Annotated in this window: 20 protein-coding genes; 9 read left to right on the top strand and 11 right to left on the bottom strand. The window is 62.5% G+C overall.

Annotated elements, in window-relative coordinates; all coding sequences use genetic code 11:
- Positions 1-57: 57 nt before the first annotated feature.
- The 4 genes from nadB to E5678_RS11165 all read right to left on the bottom strand — a co-directional run bounded on the left by nadB (position 58) and on the right by E5678_RS11165 (position 4,562).
- Entirely contained in the window at positions 58-1,665 is a 1,608-nt protein-coding gene (gene nadB, locus E5678_RS11180; RefSeq protein WP_136178601.1) for an L-aspartate oxidase, read from the bottom strand.
- Positions 1,666-1,733: 68 nt separating this feature from the next.
- Positions 1,734-2,588, bottom strand: coding sequence for a ScpA family protein (locus tag E5678_RS11175; protein WP_136178600.1), 855 nt, complete (start codon positions 2,586-2,588; stop codon positions 1,734-1,736).
- A 36-nt stretch (positions 2,589-2,624) separates the two neighbouring features.
- On the bottom strand, positions 2,625-2,837 hold the full coding sequence (locus E5678_RS11170; protein WP_136178599.1) for a DUF3460 family protein: 213 nt from the start codon (positions 2,835-2,837) through the stop codon (positions 2,625-2,627).
- A gap of 42 nt (positions 2,838-2,879) precedes the next feature.
- Positions 2,880-4,562: a SulP family inorganic anion transporter gene (locus E5678_RS11165; protein WP_136178598.1), complete on the bottom strand. Its 1,683-nt coding sequence runs from the start codon at positions 4,560-4,562 to the stop codon at positions 2,880-2,882.
- Positions 4,563-4,704: 142 nt separating this feature from the next.
- On the opposite strand from E5678_RS11165, the gene bamE reads away from it, so the two are divergent.
- The gene (gene bamE, locus E5678_RS11160; protein ID WP_210731900.1) at positions 4,705-5,202 is read left to right on the top strand and encodes an outer membrane protein assembly factor BamE; all 498 of its coding nucleotides are present in this window, start codon (positions 4,705-4,707) and stop codon (positions 5,200-5,202) included.
- Here the strand turns inward: bamE and E5678_RS11155 are convergent, their stop codons facing one another.
- Both E5678_RS11155 and metG read right to left on the bottom strand, forming a co-directional pair.
- On the bottom strand, positions 5,203-5,949 hold the full coding sequence (locus tag E5678_RS11155) for a YoaK family protein (protein WP_247596747.1): 747 nt from the start codon (positions 5,947-5,949) through the stop codon (positions 5,203-5,205).
- Positions 5,950-5,980: 31 nt separating this feature from the next.
- On the bottom strand, positions 5,981-8,038 hold the full coding sequence (gene metG / locus E5678_RS11150) for a methionine--tRNA ligase (protein ID WP_136178596.1): 2,058 nt from the start codon (positions 8,036-8,038) through the stop codon (positions 5,981-5,983).
- Positions 8,039-8,173: 135 nt separating this feature from the next.
- Here metG and apbC point away from each other — a divergent pair, with 135 nt between their 5' ends.
- The 3 genes from apbC (at position 8,174) to guaD (ending at position 11,892) form a co-directional block, all read left to right on the top strand.
- Positions 8,174-9,265 carry an iron-sulfur cluster carrier protein ApbC gene (gene apbC / locus E5678_RS11145; protein WP_136178595.1) on the top strand — a complete coding sequence of 364 codons (1,092 nt, stop codon included), beginning with the start codon at positions 8,174-8,176 and terminating at the stop codon, positions 9,263-9,265.
- 157 nt (positions 9,266-9,422) lie between these two features.
- On the top strand, positions 9,423-10,520 hold the full coding sequence (locus tag E5678_RS11140) for a BMP family ABC transporter substrate-binding protein (RefSeq protein WP_136178594.1): 1,098 nt from the start codon (positions 9,423-9,425) through the stop codon (positions 10,518-10,520).
- A gap of 85 nt (positions 10,521-10,605) precedes the next feature.
- The gene (gene guaD / locus E5678_RS11135; RefSeq protein ID WP_136178593.1) at positions 10,606-11,892 is read left to right on the top strand and encodes a guanine deaminase; all 1,287 of its coding nucleotides are present in this window, start codon (positions 10,606-10,608) and stop codon (positions 11,890-11,892) included.
- Here the strand turns inward: guaD and E5678_RS11130 are convergent, their stop codons facing one another.
- Genes E5678_RS11130 through E5678_RS11120 form a run of 3 tightly spaced genes read right to left on the bottom strand, consistent with a single transcriptional unit; the run spans position 11,893 to position 14,896 of the window.
- On the bottom strand, positions 11,893-12,891 hold the full coding sequence (locus tag E5678_RS11130; RefSeq protein WP_136178592.1) for a cytochrome d ubiquinol oxidase subunit II: 999 nt from the start codon (positions 12,889-12,891) through the stop codon (positions 11,893-11,895).
- Position 12,892: 1 nt separating this feature from the next.
- Positions 12,893-14,257: a cytochrome ubiquinol oxidase subunit I gene (locus E5678_RS11125; RefSeq protein WP_136178591.1), complete on the bottom strand. Its 1,365-nt coding sequence runs from the start codon at positions 14,255-14,257 to the stop codon at positions 12,893-12,895.
- A 36-nt stretch (positions 14,258-14,293) separates the two neighbouring features.
- Positions 14,294-14,896: a GbsR/MarR family transcriptional regulator gene (locus E5678_RS11120; RefSeq protein ID WP_136178590.1), complete on the bottom strand. Its 603-nt coding sequence runs from the start codon at positions 14,894-14,896 to the stop codon at positions 14,294-14,296.
- A 151-nt stretch (positions 14,897-15,047) separates the two neighbouring features.
- On the opposite strand from E5678_RS11120, the gene dcd reads away from it, so the two are divergent.
- The 3 genes from dcd to E5678_RS11105 all read left to right on the top strand — a co-directional run bounded on the left by dcd (position 15,048) and on the right by E5678_RS11105 (position 18,431).
- Positions 15,048-15,623 carry a dCTP deaminase gene (gene dcd, locus E5678_RS11115; RefSeq protein ID WP_136178589.1) on the top strand — a complete coding sequence of 192 codons (576 nt, stop codon included), beginning with the start codon at positions 15,048-15,050 and terminating at the stop codon, positions 15,621-15,623.
- Between the two features lie 174 nt (positions 15,624-15,797).
- Complete coding sequence (locus tag E5678_RS11110) at positions 15,798-16,715, top strand: neutral zinc metallopeptidase (protein ID WP_136178588.1); 918 nt, start codon at positions 15,798-15,800, stop codon at positions 16,713-16,715.
- A 168-nt stretch (positions 16,716-16,883) separates the two neighbouring features.
- On the top strand, positions 16,884-18,431 hold the full coding sequence (locus E5678_RS11105) for a DEAD/DEAH box helicase (protein ID WP_136178587.1): 1,548 nt from the start codon (positions 16,884-16,886) through the stop codon (positions 18,429-18,431).
- Between the two features lie 169 nt (positions 18,432-18,600).
- Here the strand turns inward: E5678_RS11105 and E5678_RS11100 are convergent, their stop codons facing one another.
- Positions 18,601-19,437, bottom strand: coding sequence for a symmetrical bis(5'-nucleosyl)-tetraphosphatase (locus E5678_RS11100; RefSeq protein ID WP_136178586.1), 837 nt, complete (start codon positions 19,435-19,437; stop codon positions 18,601-18,603).
- Positions 19,438-19,446: 9 nt separating this feature from the next.
- Here E5678_RS11100 and E5678_RS11095 point away from each other — a divergent pair, with 9 nt between their 5' ends.
- Positions 19,447-20,748: a hemolysin family protein gene (locus E5678_RS11095; protein WP_136178585.1), complete on the top strand. Its 1,302-nt coding sequence runs from the start codon at positions 19,447-19,449 to the stop codon at positions 20,746-20,748.
- A gap of 109 nt (positions 20,749-20,857) precedes the next feature.
- Here the strand turns inward: E5678_RS11095 and E5678_RS11090 are convergent, their stop codons facing one another.
- Complete coding sequence (locus tag E5678_RS11090) at positions 20,858-21,955, bottom strand: ornithine cyclodeaminase (RefSeq protein ID WP_136178584.1); 1,098 nt, start codon at positions 21,953-21,955, stop codon at positions 20,858-20,860.
- A gap of 132 nt (positions 21,956-22,087) precedes the next feature.
- Between E5678_RS11090 and E5678_RS11085 the strand changes: the two genes are divergently transcribed.
- A complete protein-coding gene (locus E5678_RS11085; protein ID WP_136178583.1) occupies positions 22,088-22,507 on the top strand; it encodes an Lrp/AsnC family transcriptional regulator in 420 nt (139 codons plus the stop codon).
- Positions 22,508-22,837 lie beyond the last annotated feature (330 nt).

Genomic DNA, 22,837 nt, shown 5'->3' with positions numbered 1-22,837 from the left:
CGCGAGAAATGGGCTCGCGCAGCGGGACCACTGATGTCCGGCTGCGTCTGGCTGGATTTAGCGGCTGGGAGGCGCCAGGATGGTGGGTTTGGCCACGGGAAGCAGGTCGGGGTAGTCCCGGCTGAAGTGCAGACCGCGGCTTTCGTGGCGCATCAACGCGGACATCACGATGAGGTCGGCCACCTGGACCAGATTGCGCAGTTCCAGCAAGTCACGCGTGACGTGGAACTGCGAATAGAACTCATGGATTTCCCGCTGCAGCAGGGAGATGCGGTGGGCGGCTCTTTCCAGCCGCTTGTCGGTGCGCACGATGCCAACGTAGTCCCACATGAAGCGGCGCAGTTCGTCCCAGTTGTGGGAGATCACGACCATTTCGTCGGCGTCGGTCACGCGGCTGTCGTCCCAGGCGGGCAGATCGGCCGCCGGGCTGATGCTGGCCTTTTGAATGGCGGCCACCGCAGCTTGAGCGAACACCATGCACTCCACCAGCGAGTTGCTGGCCAGCCGGTTGGCGCCGTGCAGGCCGGTGCACGTGGTCTCGCCGACCGCGTACAGGCCCGAGAGGTCGGTGCGGCCAGCCAGGTCGGTGACCACGCCACCGCAGGTGTAGTGCGCGGCCGGCACCACAGGAATGGGTTCCTTGGTGATGTCGATGCCCAGCTCGGCGCAGCGCGCCAGGATATTGGGGAAGTGCTCGTGGATGAATTCGGGGGACTGGTGCGAGATGTCGAGGTAGACGCAGTCCAGGCCATGTCGCTTCATCTCGAAGTCAATCGCGCGGGCCACGACGTCGCGCGGAGCGAGCTCGGCGCGCTCGTCGTGATCGGGCATAAAGCGGTGGCTGCCCAGGCGTGCGGGCAGTTTGAGCTGGCCACCCTCGCCGCGCACGGCTTCGGTGATCAGAAAACTCTTGGCATGGGGGTGGTAGAGGCAGGTGGGATGGAACTGGATAAATTCCATGTTGCCCACCCGGCAGCCCGCCCGCCAGGCCGCTGCGATGCCGTCGCCGGTGGCGGTGTCGGGATTGGTGGTGTACAGGTACACCTTGCCCGCGCCGCCAGTGGCCAGGATGGTGTGGGTGGCCTGGAAGGTCTCGATAACGTCTTGTTCGACATCGAGCACGTAGGCGCCGTGGCAGCGGGAGGATTCGCCTGCGGGGTGGCTGCGCCCAAGTTTGGCGTCGGTGATGAGGTCCACCAGCATGTGGTTCTCAAAGAAGGTGATGCCGGGCGTGGCGCGGGCGCGTTCGCTGAGGGTTTTTTGCACGGCCGCGCCAGTGGCATCGGTGGCGTGCACGATGCGGCGGTGGCTGTGGCCGCCTTCGCGGGTGAGGTGCAGTTCGCCTTGCTCGGTGGAAAAAGGAACGCCCAGTTCTTGCAACCAGGCGATGGCCGCGGGCGCGTTTTCTACCGTGAGTTTGGTGGCTTCGAGGTCGCACAGGCCCGCGCCGGCCACCAGGGTGTCGTCCACATGCGAAGCGTAGCTGTCGCCTTCGGCGAGCACGGCGGCGATACCGCCCTGGGCCCAGTTGCTGGAGCCGTCAGAAATACCGCGCTTGGTGATCACCGCCACGCGGTGGGTGGCCGCCAGACGAAGTGCGGCGGTCAGGCCAGCCAGGCCGCTGCCGATGATGAGAACGTCAAAGGAATGGTGTGGGGCGCTCATGGCAGACAAACTGGAGGGAATGGGTGGGGAGATCGTTGCAAGCCGGCAGGGGACAGCGAATGCAACGATCAGTTGGGGGTGTAAGCCAGGCGCACGTAGATGGGCGCAAACGCCTCGGCTTGGGTAAGTTCGATCAGGGTTTCCTTGGCCAGTTCAAGCGTGGCGATGAAGGTGACGACCAAGACCTGTGAGCCACGGGTGGGATCGAACAAATCGGCAAACTCGACGAAGCGCTTGCCCTGCAGGTGCCGCAGCACGATGCTCATGTGCTCGCGCACCGAGAGCTCCTCGCGGCTGATTTTGTGGTGTTGAACGAGCTTGGCGCGTTTGAGGATGTCGCGCCAGGCGCTTTGCAGATCGATCGGGTGCACATCGGGGAAGCGGGGTGCCAGCGATTGCTCCACATGAACCTGGGCCCGCAGGAAGTCTCTGCCGTATTGCGGCAGCTCGGCCAACCGGTGGGCGGCAAGCTTCATCTGTTCGTATTCCAGCAAGCGGCGCACCAGCTCAGCGCGGGGATCTTCGGCTTCTTCCCCTTCGGCCACCTTCTTGGGTGGCAGCAGCATGCGCGACTTGATCTCGATCAGCATGGCCGCCATCAGCAGGTATTCCGCCGCCAGCTCCAGGTTGGTGGCCCGGATCTCGTCCACATAGCTCAGGTATTGCCGCGTCACCGCAGCCATGGGGATGTCGAGGATGTTGAAGTTTTGCTTGCGGATCAGGTAGAGCAGCAAGTCCAGCGGGCCCTCAAAGGCCTCGAGAAACACCTGGAGCGCATCGGGCGGGATGTACAAGTCCCTGGGCATGGCGAACAGGGGTTCACCATAGAGTCGGGCCAGAGCGACCTGGTCGACGACCGCGGGCAGCACCGCCTCCAGCCCTTCGGGAGGCGCGTCGAGCTCGGTGGGGTCACTCGTCGTCATGGCGCGGCGATCCTGCGGCGGGCTCGGTGTGGGGGATCAGGTGTGGTCCGAGCCGGCCTGGTAGACGTAAGGCTGCTGGGCGATCTGGCCTGCTTCGGCCTGGGTCTGGAAGTCGCGGTCGATCTGTTTGTCCCACAGCAGCGAGCGCCCCAGGCGCTGCTCCTGCTCCATCTGAGGCTTGGCGGTCTTGAGCTGGTCGAGGAACTGCGTCGCGTCGGAGGTGTAGTGGGGGCGGGCGAAGATGGACATGGTGGTCAGCGCCAGGGCGCCTAGATGGGCAAAAGGGCGATTTTACCGGGCCTCGGCCTCGGGCGCCTGACTGGCTTCGGCGGCCTCCCAGCCTTGCAGGCGCATGGCAAAGCCGGATCGCTCGATGAGTGAGCGTGGCTGGGGGTTGAGGCCGCTCATGGTGAGCTGCCCGCCGCGTTTGTGAATGGCTTTGTGCAACTGCTCCAGCGCGTCGAGACCGGTGGTGTCGAGTGAGACCAGTCGGGAGGCCTCCAGCTCAACGTGTACCGGCGCAGCGCTGCTCTCGACAGCGGCCACGATGGGGTCGATTTTGGCGGTGGCTCCGAAAAACAAAGACCCATACAGGGCGTAGCGCAGGGTTCCGGCCGCTGGAGCCGCCTGTGGGTCGGCCCGGAAAACCTCACTCTGGCGCCTCACAAACAGCACGCAGGCCATCACCAGCCCGAGCTCCACCGCCACGGTGAGATCAAAAATCACCGTGGCCAGGAAAGTGGACACCAGCATCAGCCGGTAGTGGTTGGTGAAGTGTTTCAGGCGCCCGAATTCGCGCCACTCGCCCATGTTCCAGGCCACAAACAGCAGCACACCCGCCAGCACGGCGAGCGGGATGTGCTGGGCCAGAGGCGCAGCGAGCAGGACCACGGCCGCCAGTGTGGCGGCGTGGACGATGCCCGCCACGGGGGATGTTGCGCCCGCGCGGATGTTGGTCACGGTGCGGGCGATGGTGCCGGTGGCGGGCATGCCGCCAAAAAAAGGCACGATGGCGTTGGCAATGCCTTGGGCCATGAGCTCCTGGTTGGGGTCGTGCTTGGGGGTCTCGCTGAGCTGATCGGCCACGCGTGCGCACAACAACGATTCGATTGCGCCCAGCAGCGCGATGGTCAACGTGGGCGTGACCAGCAACCGGACCGTCTCCCATGAGAAATCTGGCAAGGCGAAAGCAGGCACGGTCTGGGGAATGCCGCCAAAGCGGGTGCCAATGGTTTCAACCGGGAACTCCATGGCCCACGAAAGCAGGGACAAACTCACCAAGGCCACCACCGGCGCCGGCAAGCGGGAGGTGGCGCGCAGCGCGCTCACCGTATCGATCTGGTCCAGCTGGCGTCGAAACTGGGAGTCCACGGCCCACAGCCGTGGCCAGATGAACAGCCCCACGACGCACAGCACGCCCAGCCCCAGCGCGTGCAGATTGATGCTGCCCAGGTGCAGGGCCAGGGCATGGAGCTGGCCGAAAAAATCCGCAGGCATCTTGGTGATGTCCAGCCCCATGAGGTCTCTGAGCTGCGAAAGGCCGATCAGCACGGCTATGCCGTTGGTGAAGCCAATCACCACACTGACCGGCACATAGCGCACCAGGGTGCCCAGGCGGAAGAGTCCCAGCAGGAAGAGCAACACGCCCGCGCTGGTGGTGGCGATCAGCAGATTGGCCACGCCGTAGCGCTCGACGATGCCGTAGACGATCACGATGAAGGCGCCCGCCGGGCCACCGATCTGGACGGATGTTCCGCCCAGGGCCGAGATCACGAACCCCGCGATGATGGCCGTCCAGAGGCCTGCTTCGGGCTTGAGTCCACTGGCGATGGCAAAGGCCATGGCCAATGGAAGGGCCACAATGCCGACGGTGGCGCCTGCGCCCACGTCTCGCGCCAGGCGTTCGCCGCTGTAGCCCCGCAGGTCTTGCATCAGGCGGGGGCGAAACGCTGCCAGCGGAGGGGCTTTGAACATGGTGGTCACATGTTACCTTTGGCAACGGGTAATGCAACGGGTAATGCTATGGGGCAGGGTGCGGCGCTGGGTGGGGTTTACACTGAAATTTGTTGTTGTTTTCAGGGCGCTGCCAACCATGATCCATCTTTCCCCTTCTGTGATGCGTCGTTCAGGTCCATGGCTGGGCGCGCTTTTGCTGGCGGTCACGCTCACGGCCTGCGATGTGCAAAACATCAGCGAGCTGGAAGAGGGCGTTTCGACCGAGGCCGATGTGCGCGAGCGTTTTGGCGCGCCCGAAGCAGTCTGGGACGGTGAGGATGGGGCCCAGGTGTACGAATACAACCGGCAGCCGGCGGGCTACCAGAACTACCAGATCACCATCGGTGCCGACGGAAAAATGACCGCATTGCGCCAGGTGCTGACCCCCCGCAACTTTGCCGATGTGGTGCCTGGCATGCCCATGGAGGCGGTTCGCCGCATGTTGGGCAAGCCCATGAAAATCACCACCTTCGACCTCAAGCGCGAAACCCATTACGACTGGCGTTACCACGACGGGCCCAACGACAGCGATTCGCGCATTTTCACTGCGGTGTTTGACAGCGATTTCAGGGTGGTGTCGACCGGCTCGGTGAGCGATCCGGCGCTGAATCGCAACTGATCAGGTGCGGGCTGCGCGCAGGCTCCGCCAGTCTTCCAGTGCAGGGCGCATCACCAGCAGCAACAGCAGGGCCGCCAAAGGCACTGTGCTGACATAGCCCACGTACTTGAAGCCCAGAGCGCCACTCAGGCCGCCCAGAAAGAAGCAACCAATGAGCAGTCCGTGCACGCGCAGGCGCTCGCGGTTGGCCCGGATCGCGGGATGACCGGGCAGCCGGTTCACGTACAACAGCTTGCCCAGTTCGATGCCGAAATCCGTCACCAGGCCGGTGACGTGGGTGGTTCGGATCACGGCGCGGGAAATTTTGGTGATCACGGCGTTTTGCAAGCCCATGATGAAACACAGCAGGACCACTGTGAGCGGCAGGAAAACCGTGGTCATGAGGCTCATGGTGGCACCGAACAGGCCAAACAACAGCAACAGCACCGCTTCAATCATCAGCGGCAGGCCGTAGGCGCTGTGCAGCGAGCGTCGCATGCCCCAGTTGACCAGCCAGGCGGTGCACATGGCGCCGAACAAAAAGGCCAGCAACGCGCTGATACCGGCACCCGCCAAGGCCAGCTGGCCCAGCACCAGCCGGTCGGCCACCGAAGACACGATGCCGGTCATGTGCGACGTGTACTGACCGACCGCGAGAAACCCGCCCGCATTGGTGGCGCCCGCCACGAAAGCGAGCACCCCACCGAGTTTCAGATCGGTCTGGGGGGTGCGCTTGAGGCTGGTGGCGCCACGGATCGGTTCGAACACGGTGTAGCGGCTCCCGGTTGGTCTTGTGGCTTCAGCGCACCCGCATGCCCGGCTTCGCGCCAGGCCAGGGGTTGAGGATGTAGATGCCCGGTTCGGCTTTTTCGTCCGCATGGCCGGCGGCCAGCACCATGCCTTCGCTCACGCCGAATTTCATCTTGCGCGGGGCGAGGTTGGCCACCATCACGGTCAGCTTGCCCACCAGTTCTTCGGGTTTGTAGGCGCTGGCGATGCCGCTGAACACATTGCGGGTCTGGCCTTCACCCACATCCAGCGTCAGGCGCAGCAATTTGACCGAGCCTTCCACCGCTTCGCAGTTGACGATCTGGGCGATGCGCAGGTCGATCTTGGCGAAGTCGTCGATAGAGATCGTTGGGGCCAATTCCTCGCCACCGGGAATCAATTTTTCGGCTACCGGCGCGGGCGGAGGCTCGAAGAGCGCGTCGAGCTGCTTCACGTCCACGCGCTGCATCAGGTGCGCATAGGCGCCAATGGCGTGGCCCGCTCCCAGCAGGTTGCCGGCGTCGGCGAACGTCAGTGGCTGGACCTTGAGGAAGGCTTCGACGTTGGCCGCCAGATCAGGCAGCACCGGTTTCAGGTAAATCGAGATCAGGCGGAAGGCTTCGATGCAAGTGCTGCACACGTCTTGCAGGCGTGCGTCCTGGCCTTCCTGTTTGGCGAGCTCCCAGGGTTTGTTCTGATCCACGTAGGCATTGACCTTGTCCGCTTGCAGCATGATTTCGCGCAGCGCCTTGCCGGTTTCGCGCTCGGCGTACAGATCGGTCACTTGTCCTGCGATGTTCTGGATCGAAGCCAGCAGGGCAGCGCCATCGGCCGAGGCCGCGCCCAGCTTGCCGTCAAAACGCTTGGCAATAAAGCCGGCAGCACGAGAGGCGATGTTGATGTATTTGCCCACCAGATCGCTGTTGACGCGCAGCATGAAATCTTCGGGGTTGAAGTCCACGTCTTCGTTTTTGCCGCTGAGTTTGGCCGCCAGGTAGTAGCGCAACCACTCGGGGTTCATGCCGAGCTCCAGGTACTTCAGCGGGTTCAGGCCGGTGCCCCGGCTCTTGCTCATCTTCTCGCCGTTGTTGATGGTGAGGAAGCCATGCACGAACACGGCGTTGGGTACCTTGCGCCCGCTGAACTTCAGCATCGCCGGCCAGAACAGCGTGTGGAAGGTGATGATGTCTTTGCCGATGAAGTGGTACTGCTCGGTGGTCGGGTCGGCCATGAAAGCGTCGTAGTCCACACCGATCTTGCCAAAATAGTTTTTCAGCGACGCGAGGTAGCCGATGGGCGCGTCCAGCCAGACGTAGAAATACTTGCCCGGGGCATCGGGAATCTCAATACCGAAATAGGGTGCGTCGCGGCTGATGTCCCAATCGCCCATTTTGGGCTTGCCGTCTTCGCCCGGTGCGATCCATTCGGTGATCTTGTTCAGCACCTCGGGTTGCACGGCGCCGCTGTTGGTCCACTGGTTCAGGAATTCAATGCAGCGCGGATCGGAGAGCTTGAAGAAGAAATGATCGGAGCTCTTGAGCACCGGAACCGCGCCAGACAGGGCGGAATAGGGGTTCTTCAGATCGGTGGGCGCGTAAACGGCGCCACAGTTTTCGCAGTTGTCGCCGTACTGGTCTTTGGTACCGCACTTGGGGCACTCGCCCTTGATGAAACGGTCGGCCAGGAACATGCCCTTTTCCGTATCGTAGAACTGCTCGATGGTGCGGGTCTCGATCAGATCGTTGGCCTTGAGCGCGCGGTACACGTCTTGCGCGAGTTCGTGGTTCTCGGGCGCGTCGGTGTTGTGCCAGTTGTCGAAGGCGATGTGGAAACCGTCGAGGTAGGGCTTGCGACCGGACGCAATGTCGGCCACGAACTGCTGGGGCGTTTTGCCGGCCTTTTCGGCAGCGATCATGATGGGCGCGCCGTGGGCGTCGTCGGCGCAGACGAAATGCACTTCATTGCCCTGCATGCGCTGGAACCGCACCCAGATGTCGGCCTGGATGTATTCCATGATGTGGCCAATGTGGAAGTGGCCGTTGGCGTAGGGCAGGGCGGTGGTGACGAAAAGGCGGCGCGGCTGGCTCATGGATGGCTTTCTGACGGGGAACCTTTGATTTTAGGGCTTTGATGCCCTCAGGCATGGTGTGTGTATGCGCCGACCTGCTGCGCGACGGTAGACTTCAACGCCTGTTCCCCCTTATTTCTCTGGAGATTGCCCCCGATGGCCGTAGATTCCACCGCTTTGTTGAACGCCCTGCAGGCCGTGATCGATCCGAACACGGGGCAGGATCTGGTGTCCACCAAAGCCCTGAAAAACCTGAGTGAGCAGTACGGCGAAGTGAGCTTTGACGTAGAGCTCGGTTACCCCGCCAAGAGCCAGCTGGAGCCGTTGCGCGCGGCTCTGGTGGCTGCTGCGAAAGCGGTTCCGGGTGTCGAGAATGTGGCGGCCAACCTCACGTTCAAGGTGGCGGCCCACGCCGTGCAACGCGGCGTGCAACTGTTGCCAGGCGTGAAGAACATCATTGCCGTGGCCTCGGGCAAAGGCGGCGTGGGCAAGAGCACCACGGCGGCCAACCTGGCGCTGGCCCTGGCGGCCGAAGGCGCCACGGTGGGCATTCTGGACGCCGACATTTACGGCCCGAGCCAACCCATGATGATGGGGCTGGAGGGGCGCCCCGAGAGCCATGATGGCAAGACCATGGAACCCTTGGTGAGCCACGGCGTGCAAGTGATTTCCATTGGTTTCCTGGTGAACAAGGACGACGCCATGGTGTGGCGAGGCCCCATGGCCACCCAGGCGCTGGAACAGCTGCTGCGCCAGACGAACTGGAAAGACCTGGACTATTTGATCGTCGACATGCCCCCCGGCACGGGCGATATCCAGCTGACTTTGTCGCAGCGCGTGCCGCTCACCGGGGCTGTGATCGTGACCACACCGCAAGACATTGCGCTGCTGGATGCGCGCAAGGGCATCAAAATGTTTGAAAAGGTCGGCGTGCCGATTTTGGGCATTGTGGAAAACATGGCGGTTTACGTTTGCCCCAATTGCGGCCACAGCGAACACATTTTTGGCGCCGATGGCGGCAAAAAAATGGCGGCCGAGTTCGAAATGGACTATCTGGGGGCCTTGCCGCTGAACATGCAGATCCGCGTGCAGGCCGATGGCGGTGCCCCCACCGTGGTTGCCGAGCCCGAGGGTGAGATTGCCGGGCTGTACAAGGCCATGGCCCGCCAGCTGGCGGTGAAAGTGGCCAAGCAGGCCAAGGATTTTTCCAGCAAATTTCCGTCGATCAAGATTTCCAAAGACACCTGAGCTGGGGCATGGCTGGGGCACCGTGTTGCCCGGCGCCACCCGATCCCCTACCGCCGCAGCGCACTGGCGGATGAAGGAGGCGGTAAAATAGAGACACAGCGAGCCGGTGCTTCCCCGGCTCGTTTTTTTCTGTCTGGAAGCCATGTAGAGGAACACCATGTACAAAAACCTCGTGGCCCGGCGCGTCTGCGTTTTGGCGGCTGCCAGCTTTTTCATCCCCTTTTCCATGCCGGCCCGTGCGGAGTCGCCTGCGGCGCCGCTGAAAGTGGCCTTTGTGTACGTTGCGCCTCTTTCAGAAGCCGGGTGGGTGCGGCAACACGAGCTGGGTCGCCTGGCGGTCGAAGCCGCGCTGGGCAAACAAGTGCAGACCAGCTTTGTGGACAACGTGGCGGAGGGGCCCGATGCCGAGCGCGTGATCCGGGACCTGGCGCGGCAGGGCAACCGCTTGATCTTCACCCCCAGCTTTGGCTACATGGAACCCACGCTCAAAGTGGCGCGCGAATTTCCCGAGGTGAAGTTCGAGTCCATCACGGGTTACAAGACCGCCCCCAACGTGGCGACCGCCAATGCACGCTATTACGAGGGCCGTTATCTTGCCGGTGTAGCGGCGGGTCGCCTGGCGACCCAGGCGGGCTTTGTGGCGGGCTTTCCGATTCCCGAGGTGGTGCAGGGCATCAACGCCTTTTCCCTCGGCATGCGCTCGGTCAATCCGAAAGCCAGCGTGCGCGTGGTGTTTTTGGGTGAATGGTTCAATCCGCCTCGCGAGCGCGAAGCCGCCATGACACTGATGAACCAGGGTGCCGAAGTGCTGGCTTTTCACACTGGCTCAACCGCTGTGATGGCCGCTGCGCAAGAGCGCGGCAAGCTGGCTGTGGCCTACCACTCAGACATGCGCCATGTGGCGCCCGATGCACAGGTTGCAGCGGTGACCCACCTCTGGGGCGATTACTATACCCAGCGCGTGAAGGCCGTGCTCGATGGGCGGTGGAAGAGTGGCCAGGTCTGGGGTGGCGTGAAAACCGGCATGATCCGGGTCGACGGCTTTGGCCCCAAGGTGCCAGCCACGGTGCGCGAAGAGGTGTTGGCGCTGCAGGCCAGCCTGGCCCGAGGCGAATGGGCCGTGTTTTCGGCCCGAGCCGACGTGCGTGACAACGAGGGTCAGGTGAGGATTCCTGCGGGGCACCGCCTGTCGGACGACGACATCCGGGGCATGAACTGGCTGGTTGAGGGCGTGGTGGGACGTTTGACGCATTGAACTGTGCGGATTATCACGATCGCGATACGTCCCATAGAAAGGTCCGTATGAGGACCGTGCAGGTTGTCGTTACAGTAGATCGGTTATGCATTGTTACCGTGCCAGCGTCCTTCGCTTCGATTCCCAACGCCAGCCCGTCTTTGACAACGACGGCTTGCTGGTGGTTGACCAAAATGAAAATGGGCGTCAGGTGGTGGTGGATGTCGGCGATCATGCCGCGCTGAAGGCCCGCTATGCCGAGGTGCCCACCACCGACTGGCGGGGCAGGATCATGGCGCCCGGCTTTGTGGACATGCATGTGCATTACCCGCAGACCGATGTCATTGGTGCGCCGGCCGACGGGCTGCTTCCCTGGCTGGAAAACTACACCTTTCCTCACGAAGCCCGCTTCTACGATCCGGCATACGCCCGCAGCGTTGCCGATTTTTTCTTCGATGAGCTGCAGCGCCATGGGGTCACCACGGCGCTCACCTTCGCCACGTCCCACCCCGCATCGGTGACCGCTGCATTTGAGGCGGCGCGCGAGCGCGGGCTGCGCTTCATCACTGGCAAGGTGCTGCAGGACCGCCACAGCCCGGACGGCGTGCGCGACGAGACCGAGCAAAGTCTGATCGATACCGAAGCGTTGATCCAGCGCTGGCATGGCGTGGATCGGCTGGGCTATGCGATCACCCCACGCTTCGCCCCCACCAGCTCACCCGCGCAATTGCGGGGAGCCGGCGAGCTGGCGGCGAAATACGCCGACGTGTGGATCCAGTCGCACGTGGCTGAAAATCTCGATGAAATCCGATGGGCGCGCGAGCTGTTCCCGGATGCCGCTTCTTACCTGGGCATTTATGGCGATGCGGGTCTGATGCGCCAGCGGGCCATTTATGCGCACTGCATCCATTTCAGCCATGCCGACCGGGTGCTCATGCAGCGCTCAGGCGCCGTTGCGGCGGTTTGCCCCACGAGCAATCTGTTTCTGGGCAGCGGGTTTTTTGATTTTGCGGCCGCCGATGCCGCCGGCATGCGCTATGGGCTCGCCAGCGATGTGGGGGGCGGCACGAGCTTTTCGCCCTTCAAGACCATGCTCGCGGCCTATTGCGTGGGGCGCGAAGGGCAAAGCAAAACGGGACTGAGCTTGCGACCTTCACAACTCTGGTGGCAACACACGACCGGTGCTGCCGAAGCGTTGGGCCTGGGTGGAGTGGTCGGCAATTTGCAGCCGGGTTGTGAGGCCGATTTTGTGGTGCTCAACCCCGAAGCCACACCGATTCTGGCCCGAAAGACCCAGCAGACCAACAGCCTGGAAGAATTGCTCTTTGCGCTGATCGTGCTGGGGGATGAACGCGTGGTCGAGCGCACCGTGATTGCGGGTCGGCCCAGCTGATCACTTGTAGCTCAGCGAGCCGGCTTTGCCCCAGAACACGCGGTACATGAACACCGTGTAGCCGATGATGACCGGCAGGGTGATCGCCACGCCAAAAAAGATCACGTTGAGCGATGCCGTGCTGATCGCAGCCTCCCAGACGGTCATGCGACCCATCACGATGTCGGGAAAGATGCTGTAGGCCAGTCCGAAGAAGGCCAGTACAAAAATCAACACGGTATTGGCGAACACCACCCAGCCGTAGCCTGCGCGGATCACCTCCGGGCGTGTCACGACCCAGCGCATGGCGAAGAAGGCCAGGGCACACATCATGGGGACGGGCAGCAGCGCGAAAACCTGCGGCAAAGCAAACCATTTCGCCATGACCGCCGGTTTGGCCAGTGGGGTTGCGATGGAGATCACCACCAGCGCTGTTCCCATGGGCCACAGGGCGCGGCGGGCCCATGCCACTGCCCTGGCTTGCAGGGCGCCTTCGGTCTTCATGATCAGCCAGCCGGCGCCCAGCAACACGTACGCGGCGGGCAAGGTGAGCGCCACACCCAGACTGAAGGCCCAGCCCAGTGCGCCGGGGTCAAAGCCGGTGATGTAGCTGCCCAGCATCCAGCCCTGCGAGGTGCTGGCCATCAGCGAGCCGGCGAAGAACGCCCGGTTCCAGAAGGGTTTGTACCGGGTGGGTGCCTTGACCCGGAAGTCAAACGCCACGCCCCGCAAAATCAAGCCGATGAGCATCATTGCGACCGGCAGGTACAGGGCCTGGAGCACCATCCCGTGGGCCATGGGAAAGGCAATCAGCAGCACCCCCACGCCCAGAACCAGCCAGGTTTCGTTGGCATCCCAGAACGGTCCTATGCTGGCGATCAGCGTGTCTTTGTCGACGTCATTCACCAGCGGCAGCAACAGACCCACGCCCAGGTCGTAGCCGTCGAGCACGACATAGGCGAGCAAGGACAGCCCCATCACGGCCAAAAAAAACAAAGGGAGGAATTCGGCCCAGGTCATGTCAAACCCCTGCCTTTCCGAGCAAGGCGCCCCGCGGCGCATCGGGCGCGTGTTCTGTGGGGTGCTCGGCCATGTACTTGAGCACGCCCACATAGGTGATCAAAAGCAGACCGTAGACCAACAGGTAGGCGGTGAGCGTGAACGCCACATAGGGCGGCGGCACGGTGGTGGCCGCCTCGCTGGTACGCATCAGGCCGTAGACGAGGAAAGGTTGCCGCCCGATTTCGGTGACATACCAGCCCGACAGCGTGGCCACCCAACCCGAGAAGGTCATGCCTGCCAGCACCCAGAGGTGCGTGCGGGGCAGGCTGATCTTCGGTGCACGGCGTTGCGACCAAAGCCGCCAGGCGCTGTAACCTGCGACCAGCAGCATGAGCGAACCCACGCCCACCATGAGACGAAAAGCGTAGAACACAGGGGCCACTGGCGGGTGCGCGCCTTTGAACTCGTTCAGGCCCCGAATCTCGCTGTCGAGCTCATGGGTCAGGATCAAGCTGCCGAGCTTGGGGATCTTCACGGCGTAATGGGTGGTGCCCGCAGCCTCGTCGGGAATACCGAACAGCGTCAGTGGCGCGCCACGCTCGGTCTCCCAGATGCCTTCCATGGCGGCGATCTTGGCGGGCTGGTATTGCAGCGTGTTCAGGCCGTGCAGGTCGCCGACAATAAACTGCAACGGGATCACGGTGGCGGCGGTGAAGATCGCAGCCCGCATCGCCTTGTATGTGCCCTGCGTGGCGCTGCCTTTGAGCAACTGCCAGGCACTCAGGCCCGCAATGAGGAACGAGGCCGTGAGCGCAGAAGCCAGCAGCGTGTGGGTGAAGCGGTAGGGGAATGAGGGGTTGAACACCACGGCAAGCCAGTCGGTCGGGATGAACTGCCCGTTGACGATCTCGAAGCCGGCCGGTGTGTGCATCCAGGAGTTCAGACTCAGGATCCAGAAGGCCGAGAGCGTGGTGCCCAGTGCCACCAGGAAAGTGGCGGCGAGGTGCACCCGTTCACTGACCCGGCCGCGGCCAAACAGCATGATGCCCAGGAAACTGGCCTCGAGGAAAAACGCGGTCAGGACTTCGTAGCCCAGCAAAGGCCCGGCGATGTTGCCTGTGCGCTCCATGAAGCCCGGCCAGTTGGTACCGAACTGGAAGCTCATCACGATGCCCGAGACCACGCCCAGTGCAAAGGTGAGCGCAAACACCTTGGTCCAGAAGTAGTAGGCGGCTTCCCAGGCAGCATTTCGCGTTTGCAAGAACCGCAAGCGGAAAAACAGCAGGAACCAGCCCATGGCAATGGTGATGGTGGGAAACAGGATGTGAAAGCTGATGTTCGCGCCGAACTGCATGCGCGAAAGGATGAGGGCGTCGAGTTCCATGGTCAGGTGCTCAGAGGATTGGGACGGTAGGGCGGGTCAGGCAGCGTTGCGATCGGGGGGCTTGGCGGCATTCGCAGGCCGGGGTGTTCGGCCGATCAGCCGGTCTTTGAGTTCCAGTACCCGGGTGACCTTGGCGCCCATGCCCATGAGCTGTTGGGCGGTCTCGGGCGAGAGTTTTTGAACGTCATCGAACCACGTCATCAATCGGTCGATCAGGTCGTGCATCTCCCGCATGCGTGCCTGTGCATGTTCTTCGGCTTCGCTGCCGGGTTCTTGCAGCAGGGCACTGCGCAGCATGGACAGCGTGGGCTCGACCTCTCGGCGGCGGCGCTCTTCGGCCAACACGCGGAAAATCTCCCAGACATCCTCTGGCGCCTCAAAATACTCCCGGCGATCGCTGGGCAGGTGGCGCAGGCGGACCAGCCGCCAGGCCTGCAATTCCTTCAGGCCCATGCTCACGTTGGAGCGGGAGAAATCCAGGGCCTGAGCGATTTCGTCTGCGTTGATCGGGGCCGACGAGATGTAGAGCAAAGCGTAGATCTGTCCGACGGTGCGGTTGATGCCCCAACGGCTGCCCATCTCGCCGAAGTGGGTGATGAATTCGCGGTTCAGTGGGGGCAGGGGATGGGGGACGGGCATGGTTTGATCCAGATCAAAAAGTTTCTGTATTTTCAGTAATTACTGAAAACCATGAAGACCGGAGGGCTGCAGGGGTGGCAGGGGCGGGCGCGCCATGTCCCTACAATCGTGGCATCCGCGGGGGCTTTTCGCCGCGCACCGGAGTACACGCATGAGCATCAAGAGCGATAGATGGATCCGCCGCATGGCCGAGCAACACGGCATGATCGAGCCCTTCGAGCCGGGCCAGGTTCGCAAGAACGCAGCTGGCGAACGCATCGTCAGCTATGGCACCAGCAGTTATGGCTACGACATTCGGTGTGCGCCCGAATTCAAGGTGTTCACCAACATCCACAGCACCGTGGTGGACCCGAAAAATTTCGACGAAAACAGCTTTGTTGATATCAACAAAGAAGTTTGCGTCATCCCGCCCAACAGCTTCGCGCTGGCGCGCACCCTGGAATACTTCCGCATTCCGCGCAACGTGCTCACCATTTGCCTGGGCAAAAGCACCTATGCCCGCTGCGGCATCATCGTCAACGTGACGCCGTTTGAACCCGAATGGGAAGGCTACGTGACGCTGGAGTTTTCCAACACGACCCCGTTGCCCGCCAAAATTTACGCGGGCGAAGGTTGTGCGCAGGTGTTGTTCTTCGAGAGCGACAAAGACGATGTCTGCGAGACCAGCTACAAAGACCGGGGTGGCAAATACCAGGGTCAGGTTGGCGTGACGCTGCCCAAAACCTGATTGCGTGCGGAGCGTTCGTCGCACCCGCGCACCCAATTCGGACTTTTCGCAAATCCCGGCGCTTCAGCCAGGCGCCGGTGGTCCGCGTTTGAGCGCCTGTTTGCATAATGTGGCAGCAGCCCGGTGCACCCTTGTCCGTGGCCAAGCCCGATCAGAATGCCGAGGAGTCCAGCCATGAAGTGGGAAAACAACCGCCAGTCCGACAACGTTGAAGACCGCCGAAACGCCCCGGGTGGGGGCGGCGGCATGTTTGGCGGCGCGGGTGGCGGCCGCAGACGCAGCGGCAAGGGCATTGGCCTGGGCACCATCGCTGTCGCACTGGTGGCGGGCTGGATCTTCGGCATCAACCCCATGACCATCCTCGGTTTTCTGGGCGGTGGCGGCGATTTGATGCCTGGCCAGACCCAGAGTGCACCGGCCAACACCACCACCGCTTCGGGCAAGCCCACGGATGAAATGGGGCAATTCGTCGCTGCCGTGCTGGGCGGCACCGAAGACGCCTGGGGCGCCGTGTTCCAGCAGGGCGGGGCGCAGTACCAGGCCCCCACTCTGGTGATGTTCCGGGGATCCACATCAACGGCTTGTGGCCAGGGCCAAGCCGCCATGGGCCCGTTTTACTGCCCGGCCGACAAGAAGGTCTACATCGACCTGGGTTTTTACGACACCATGAAGCGCCAGCTGGGCGCCCCAGGCGATTTCGCCCAAGCCTATGTGGTGGCGCATGAAGTGGGCCACCACGTGCAGAACCTCATGGGCCTGACCGGCAAGGTCGACAGCATGCGCGGGCGGGTCAGCGAGCGCGAGCAAAACGCCTTGTCGGTGCGTCTGGAACTGCAGGCCGACTGCTTTGCCGGCATCTGGGCCCACCACAACCAGAAAAGCAAGAATATCCTCGAATCTGGCGACATCGAAGAAGCCATGAATGCCGCCGCCGCCATTGGTGACGATGCGCTCCAGCGCAAGAGCCAGGGCGTGGTCGTGCCCGACAGTTTTACCCACGGCACCAGTGAACAGCGCCAGCGCTGGTTCTACAAAGGGCTGGAAACGGGCAGTGTTCAGGCTTGCGACACCTTCGGCGCTCGCAACATCTGATGCCGACCCGCCTTGTTCTCCCTTTGATTGCAACCCGGTAAGAGAACCGTTGTTTTACGGTTTCCGTGGCGCTGAAGCGGCGCGATTGGGTAAAAACCACTCAAAGTGAGAGAATGTCGGGTTAATGCCCTTTACCCTGCGCGCATTTTTTAGGCAGCGCGCCCTGCAATGACCCAATCTTTTTCCCAACTCGCCCTCTCTCCCTCTATTGCCCAGGCCGTGGCCGATATGGGATACGAGAACATGACCCCCATTCAGGCGCAGGCTATTCCTGTGGTTCTGGAGGGGCGTGACGTGATGGGCGCTGCCCAGACCGGCACCGGCAAGACCGCCGCGTTCTCGCTGCCCCTGCTGCAGCGCATGCTCAAACACGAGAACGCCTCGACTTCGCCCGCGCGCCACCCTGTGCGTGCACTGGTGCTGTTGCCCACGCGAGAACTCGCCGACCAGGTGGCCGAGCAAGTGAAGCTGTACGCCAAACACACGAAGCTGCGCAGCATGGTGGTGTTTGGTGGCATGGACATGAAGCCACAGACCGCCGAGCTGAAAAAAGGCGTCGAGGTGCTGGTGGCCACGCCCGGTCGTCTGCTGGACCACATCGAGGCCAAGAACTGTGTGCTCAACCAGGTTGAGTACGTGGTGCTCGACGAAGCCGACCGCATGCTCGACATCGGCTTTCTGCCCGATTTGCAGCGCATCCTGTCGTATCTGCCCAAAAAGCGCATCACGCTGCTGTTCTCCGCCACCTTCTCGCCCGAGATCAAGCGCCTGGCCAGCAGCTACCTGCAAGACCCGGTGACCATCGAGGTCGCTCGCTCCAATGCCACGGCATCGACCGTGGAGCAGCATTTCTACCGGGTAGAAGACGACGACAAGCGGACCGTGCTCAAGAAGATTCTTCTGGAGCGGGGCCTGAACCAGGCTTTTGTGTTCGTGAACAGCAAGCTGGGCTGCGCCCGACTGGCGCGTTCGCTGGAGCGTGAAGGTCTCAAGACCACGGCCCTGCACGGCGACAAGAGCCAGGACGAGCGCCTGAAAGCCCTGGAGGCGTTCAAGAGTGGCGTCGTTGACTTGCTGGTCTGCACCGATGTGGCCGCCCGCGGCCTGGACATCAAGGATGTGCCGGCGGTGTTCAATTTCGATATTCCGTTCAATGCCGAAGACTATGTGCACCGCATCGGGCGCACCGGTCGCGCAGGCGCCGAAGGTCTGGCGGTTTCGTTCGTGAGCGGGCGCGATACGCGCCTCATGGGCGATCTGGAAAAACTGCTGGGCAAGAAACTCGAGTTGGAAGCGCTGGAGCTGGAAGCCGATCGCAAACCGGCCGGACATTTCAACGATGGCCAGCGCGCCTGGCAAAACGAAGACGGCGAGCGCCGTGAACGCCGCGACAGCCGTCCTTCACGTGAGTCACGGCATGAAGGCCGTCCTGCCCGGGCACCCCGGGCACCGGCCGACCCGTTGTTTGACAAGCCGTATGAGCCCAGCGTCAGTGCCAATCCAGATACCACGCCATCGTGGGAAGTATCCGAGCGCCCGGCCGCCCGTTCGGCTTCGCCCAACATCCGCTCGCGCAAGAAAGTGGCAGCCCTGTTCAAGAGCCCTGTGTTGGCCGAGCCCGAAGCCGGGGCAGAGACCGCTGACTCAGCGCCAGCCAGCGCAGAGTCGGAAGAAGCTGCCGCATCTGTGGACACCGCGTCTTCACATAACGGCTGAGGACCTGACCACTGCTGATGGGGTGTTGCGTGCCGAAAGGCACATCAGCCCACGTCTTTTCGCTCAAGGCGGCGTTGTAAACGCCTCGCCATAGCCGGGCTGTGGATTGGGCCTCGCCCTGAGCCAAACGTCATCGGTTTTTTTGTATCCTCAAGCATGCAGCACCACACTAGGATTTGCCTGGCTTTCGGGCTTGCGGGCATTGCACCTGAATGAGTTCGGTGCGACCACCGTCCATCAATCGAGCGGCTGTGAGGCACCCACCCCAGACACAGCCGGTGTCCAGGGCCAGGGTGTGTTGGCCGTTGGCGGCGTTTTTGAGCGTGGACCAATGGCCAAACGCAATGGGTGTCCCCAGCGTCTTGCGGCCGGGCACATCAAACCAGGGCATGAAGCCCTCGGGCGCAGTGGCAGCGCTGTCTTTGGTGTCAAATTCCATCACCCCGTTGGCCGAGCAAAACCGCAGCCGGGTCAATGCATTGACGATCACGCGCAAGCGCTCGGCGCCACGCAGCGAGTCGCGCCAGGCGTCGGGCTGGTTGCCGTACATGTTGTGCAGAAAAACACCCCACTCAGGGCCTCGCAAGGCGGTCTCTACTTCGTGTGCCAGCGACAAGGTCTGTGCCTTGTCCCAGGCCGGCAGAACGCCCGCGTGCACCATCAGCCAACCTTGTGCGTCAATGGCCATCGAGCGGGTGCGCACCCAGTCAAGCAGCGATGAGCGGTCTGGCGCGGCCAGAATACCGTCCACCGTGTCGCTGCGGTGGGGTTTTCGCACACCGTGCGCCACCGCCAGCAGGTGCAGATCGTGGTTGCCCAGCAAGCATTGCGCCGAGTCGCCCAAGTCCATGAGGCGCCGAAGCACGCCCAGTGAGTCTGGGCCCCGGTTCACCAGGTCACCCAGCAAGTACAGGGTGTCGCGGCTGCGGGAAAAATCGAGTTTGTCGAGCAGGCGACCGAGGGCTTCGTTGCAGCCCTGGATGTCGCCGATCATGTAAAGTGCCATGCGCTGATTATGGATATTTTCATCATTGTTTTTCTGACCCTGCTCAACGGGGCTTTTGCCATGTCGGAGCTGGCGCTGGCGTCCAGCCGCAAGGCGAGGCTGTCAGCCATGGCCGAGGCCGGCGACAAAGGCTCGATCACCGCGCTCAAGTTGCTCGAAGATCCCACGCAGTTTTTGTCGTCTGTACAGGTCGGTATCACCTCTATTGGCATGCTCAATGGCATTGTGGGCGAAGCCGCCTTCAGCGCTGACCTGGCGGTGCGCCTGCAGGGTTGGGGGGTGGCCGAAGCTTCGGCAAGCGTGAGTGCCACGGCCATCGTGGTGGTGGTGATCACCTTCATCACCATCGTGTTTGGTGAGCTGGTGCCCAAGCGCATCGGCCAGCTGTACCCCGAAGCGGTGGCCCGCTGGGTCTCCAGGCCCATGGCCTTTGTGGCCAAGGCAGCGGGTCCGTTTGTCTGGCTGCTCTCGCGCACCACCCACGGGGTCCTGAAGCTGCTGCGCGTCGATGCCAATGCGGTGCAGCATGTGACAGAAGAAGAAATCAACGCCAGCCTGGAAGAGGGCGTGGATGCGGGTCTGATCGAAGAACATGAACACCAGATGGTGCGCAATGTTTTCTTGCTCGATGACCGCCAGCTGACGTCCATCATGGTGCCCCACTCCGATATCGAATGGCTGGACGCTCAGGAAACGGTGGATTCGGCTGTTCAGAAGGCCTGGGCCAAGGGGCACTCGTGGTACCCGGTGTGCCGCGATGGACTCGATGACGTGGTGGGTGTGATTCACCTCCCGTTCCTGTTGTCCCTGCAGTCCAAAGGGCTGCACGACGACGAAATTCGCCAACATGCGCTGCCGGCGGTTTTTGTGCCCGAAACGCTCACCGGCATGGAGCTGCTGGAGCAGTTCCGCATACGCTCCACGCGCATTGTGTTTGTGGTCGACGAATACGGTGTGGTGCAGGGCGTGGTGACGCCGCTGGACATGCTGCAGGCCATCACGGGCGAGCTCTCGCCCGAACTGCCCCTGGACGCCTGGGCGATACCCAAGGAAAACGGCTCATGGCTGGTGGACGGGGGCATGCCCGTGGCCGAGCTCAAGTCGCGTTTTGATATCGATGAATTGCCCGACGAAGACAAAGGCCGCTACAACACGGTGGCCGGCCTGATGCAGACCGTGTCCGGGGAGTTGTTGGGCTTGCAGCAGTCGGTGGAATGCGTGGGCTGGCGCTTTGAGGTGCTGGCCCTGGAAGGTCGCCGCATCGATCAGGTGCTGATCACGCCTTTGCCCCCCGAAGAGCCCGAAGTGTGATGCTTCTGGTTTGAGCGCCTGACCGGTACGCAAACAACACCCACCCTGAAACGTCAGCCACTGTGCTGCTCAGCCCGGCCACAGGGCTGGGGCTCAGCGTCGGTGCAGATCAAATGGCGATCGTCTCACCGTTCGCAACTGCGCAGGTCTGGCTTTCCGACCTGGCGAGCATGCCAAACAGGTTTTTGGGGTCGTCCAGTTGCGGAATCAGTTCGATGCGCTCGCCCAGGCCCAGCTCGGTCGCGGTGGTCAGCATGAAGCGCAGTGCGGAAAAGTCTTCCAGGGCAAAGCCCACCGAGTCAAATACCGTCACCTCTTGTTCGCTTCGGCGACCCGGCTGCTCGCCGCGCAGCACCTGCCAGAGCTCGGTCACTTTGAAATCTGCCGGCTTGTGCTGGATCTCGCCTTCGACGCGCGATTGCGGCTCGTACTCGACGAACACATTCGCCGTGTCCAGGATGTCACCGTGCAGCTCGGTCTTGCCCGGGCAGTCGCCGCCCACGGCGTTGAGGTGCATGCCCGGCTCGATCATGTCGGGCGTGAGAATCGTGGCGAGCGTCTTGTCGGCGGTGACGGTCGTGACAATATCGGCGCCGCGCACCGCCTCTGCGGTGCTGGCGCAGACGGTGACGGTCAGGTCATGACCCTGCAAGTTCGCCACCAGCTTGGCGGTCGCCTGCGGGTCCACGTCGAACAGGCGCACTTCGGTGATGCCCACCAGGTGCTTGAATGCCAGCGCCTGGAACTCGCTCTGCGCTCCGTTGCCGATCAGCGCCATCACACGGCTGTTCGGACGGGCCAGGTTTTTCGCGGCCAGTGCCGACATGGCAGCAGTGCGCAGCGCGGTGGTCAGCGTGAGTTCGCTCAACAACATGGGGGCACCCGTGTCCACGTCGGCGTAGACACCGAAGGCCATCACTGTTGACATGCCGACGCGGGTGTTGCTGGGGTGACCGTTGACATATTTGAAAGCGTAGCGGTGGTCGTCGGACACGGGCATGAGCTCGATGACGCCGTGCTGTGAGTGGTTGGCCACGCGCGCAGTCTTGTCGAAATCGGCCCAACGCTGGAAATCGGCGTCGATGTTGGCGGCAATGGCGGACAGACAGTTGGCCAGCCCCTTGCGGCGCACCAGTTCGGCGGCCTCGGGCGCACTGAGATACAGGGTGCCGTGATCGATGAATTGGTTGAGGTCGTGGTGTTTCATGGTGTGCCTTCTGGCGTTTCTGAATGGATGCCTGCAGTGTGGCTGGCCTGGCAGGAAATGAAAAGTGGCAAAAAAGTAGCGATACGGTAGAAATATGATCAAAATGGCATCACTCAATGTCATTTTGATCATATGGACGAACTCGACCACCAACTCATCAGCCTGCTCCGCAGCAATGCCCGCCTCTCTGTAGCCGATCTGGCCCACAAGCTCAAGGTCTCACGCGGCACGGTCACCAACCGCCTGCGCAAGCTCGAAGACACTCAGGTCATCGTGGGCTACACCGTGCGCCTCAAGCCCGAGGCCGAGCCCGAGCGCATTCGCGCCTGGATGGGGGTGATGGTCGAGGGCAATACCACTCGGCAGGTGATCGCGAGCTTGCTGGGTGAGCCGGGCGTTTCAACGCTGCACGACACCAATGGCCGTTGGGATTTGCTGGCAGAGCTGGAGGCGAGCTCGATGTCGGAGTTGTCGAGTGTGCTGGAGCGGGTGCGGTTGATCAGCGGGATTCGGAACACGGAGACGAGTATCCATTTGGCGACTTACCGGTAGCCGCTTTCTGTTGCCCTTTGGCTGATGGGTTGGTGCTTGTGGCGTGCCGGGTCTCGCCCCGGCGGCGACTTACTTTCTTTTGCTTCGCCAAAAGAAAGTAAGCAAAGAAAAGGCGAGCCGAAGTCCGGGCCGCTTTGCGCTGCTCGCGACTGGCGGGGTCGGGCGGGGCGATGTTGAATGGGTTTGGGCGAGGCGGGGCTTCTCGGTTTGGGATGAGATGCAAGGCTCAAACCACAGCGATACCACCGGTATCGCGCGGATTTGCAACGCAGCAGATCGCCCAAAGCCGAGGAGCCTCGACCGCGTCAAACCCATTCAGCATCGCCTACA

It is taken from the genome of Hydrogenophaga sp. PAMC20947, assembly GCF_004795855.1.
Lineage (GTDB): Bacteria > Pseudomonadota > Gammaproteobacteria > Burkholderiales > Burkholderiaceae_C > Hydrogenophaga.
Note: the sequence above shows the minus strand (reverse complement) of the source record. Positions and strands in the feature narration are given on the sequence as shown.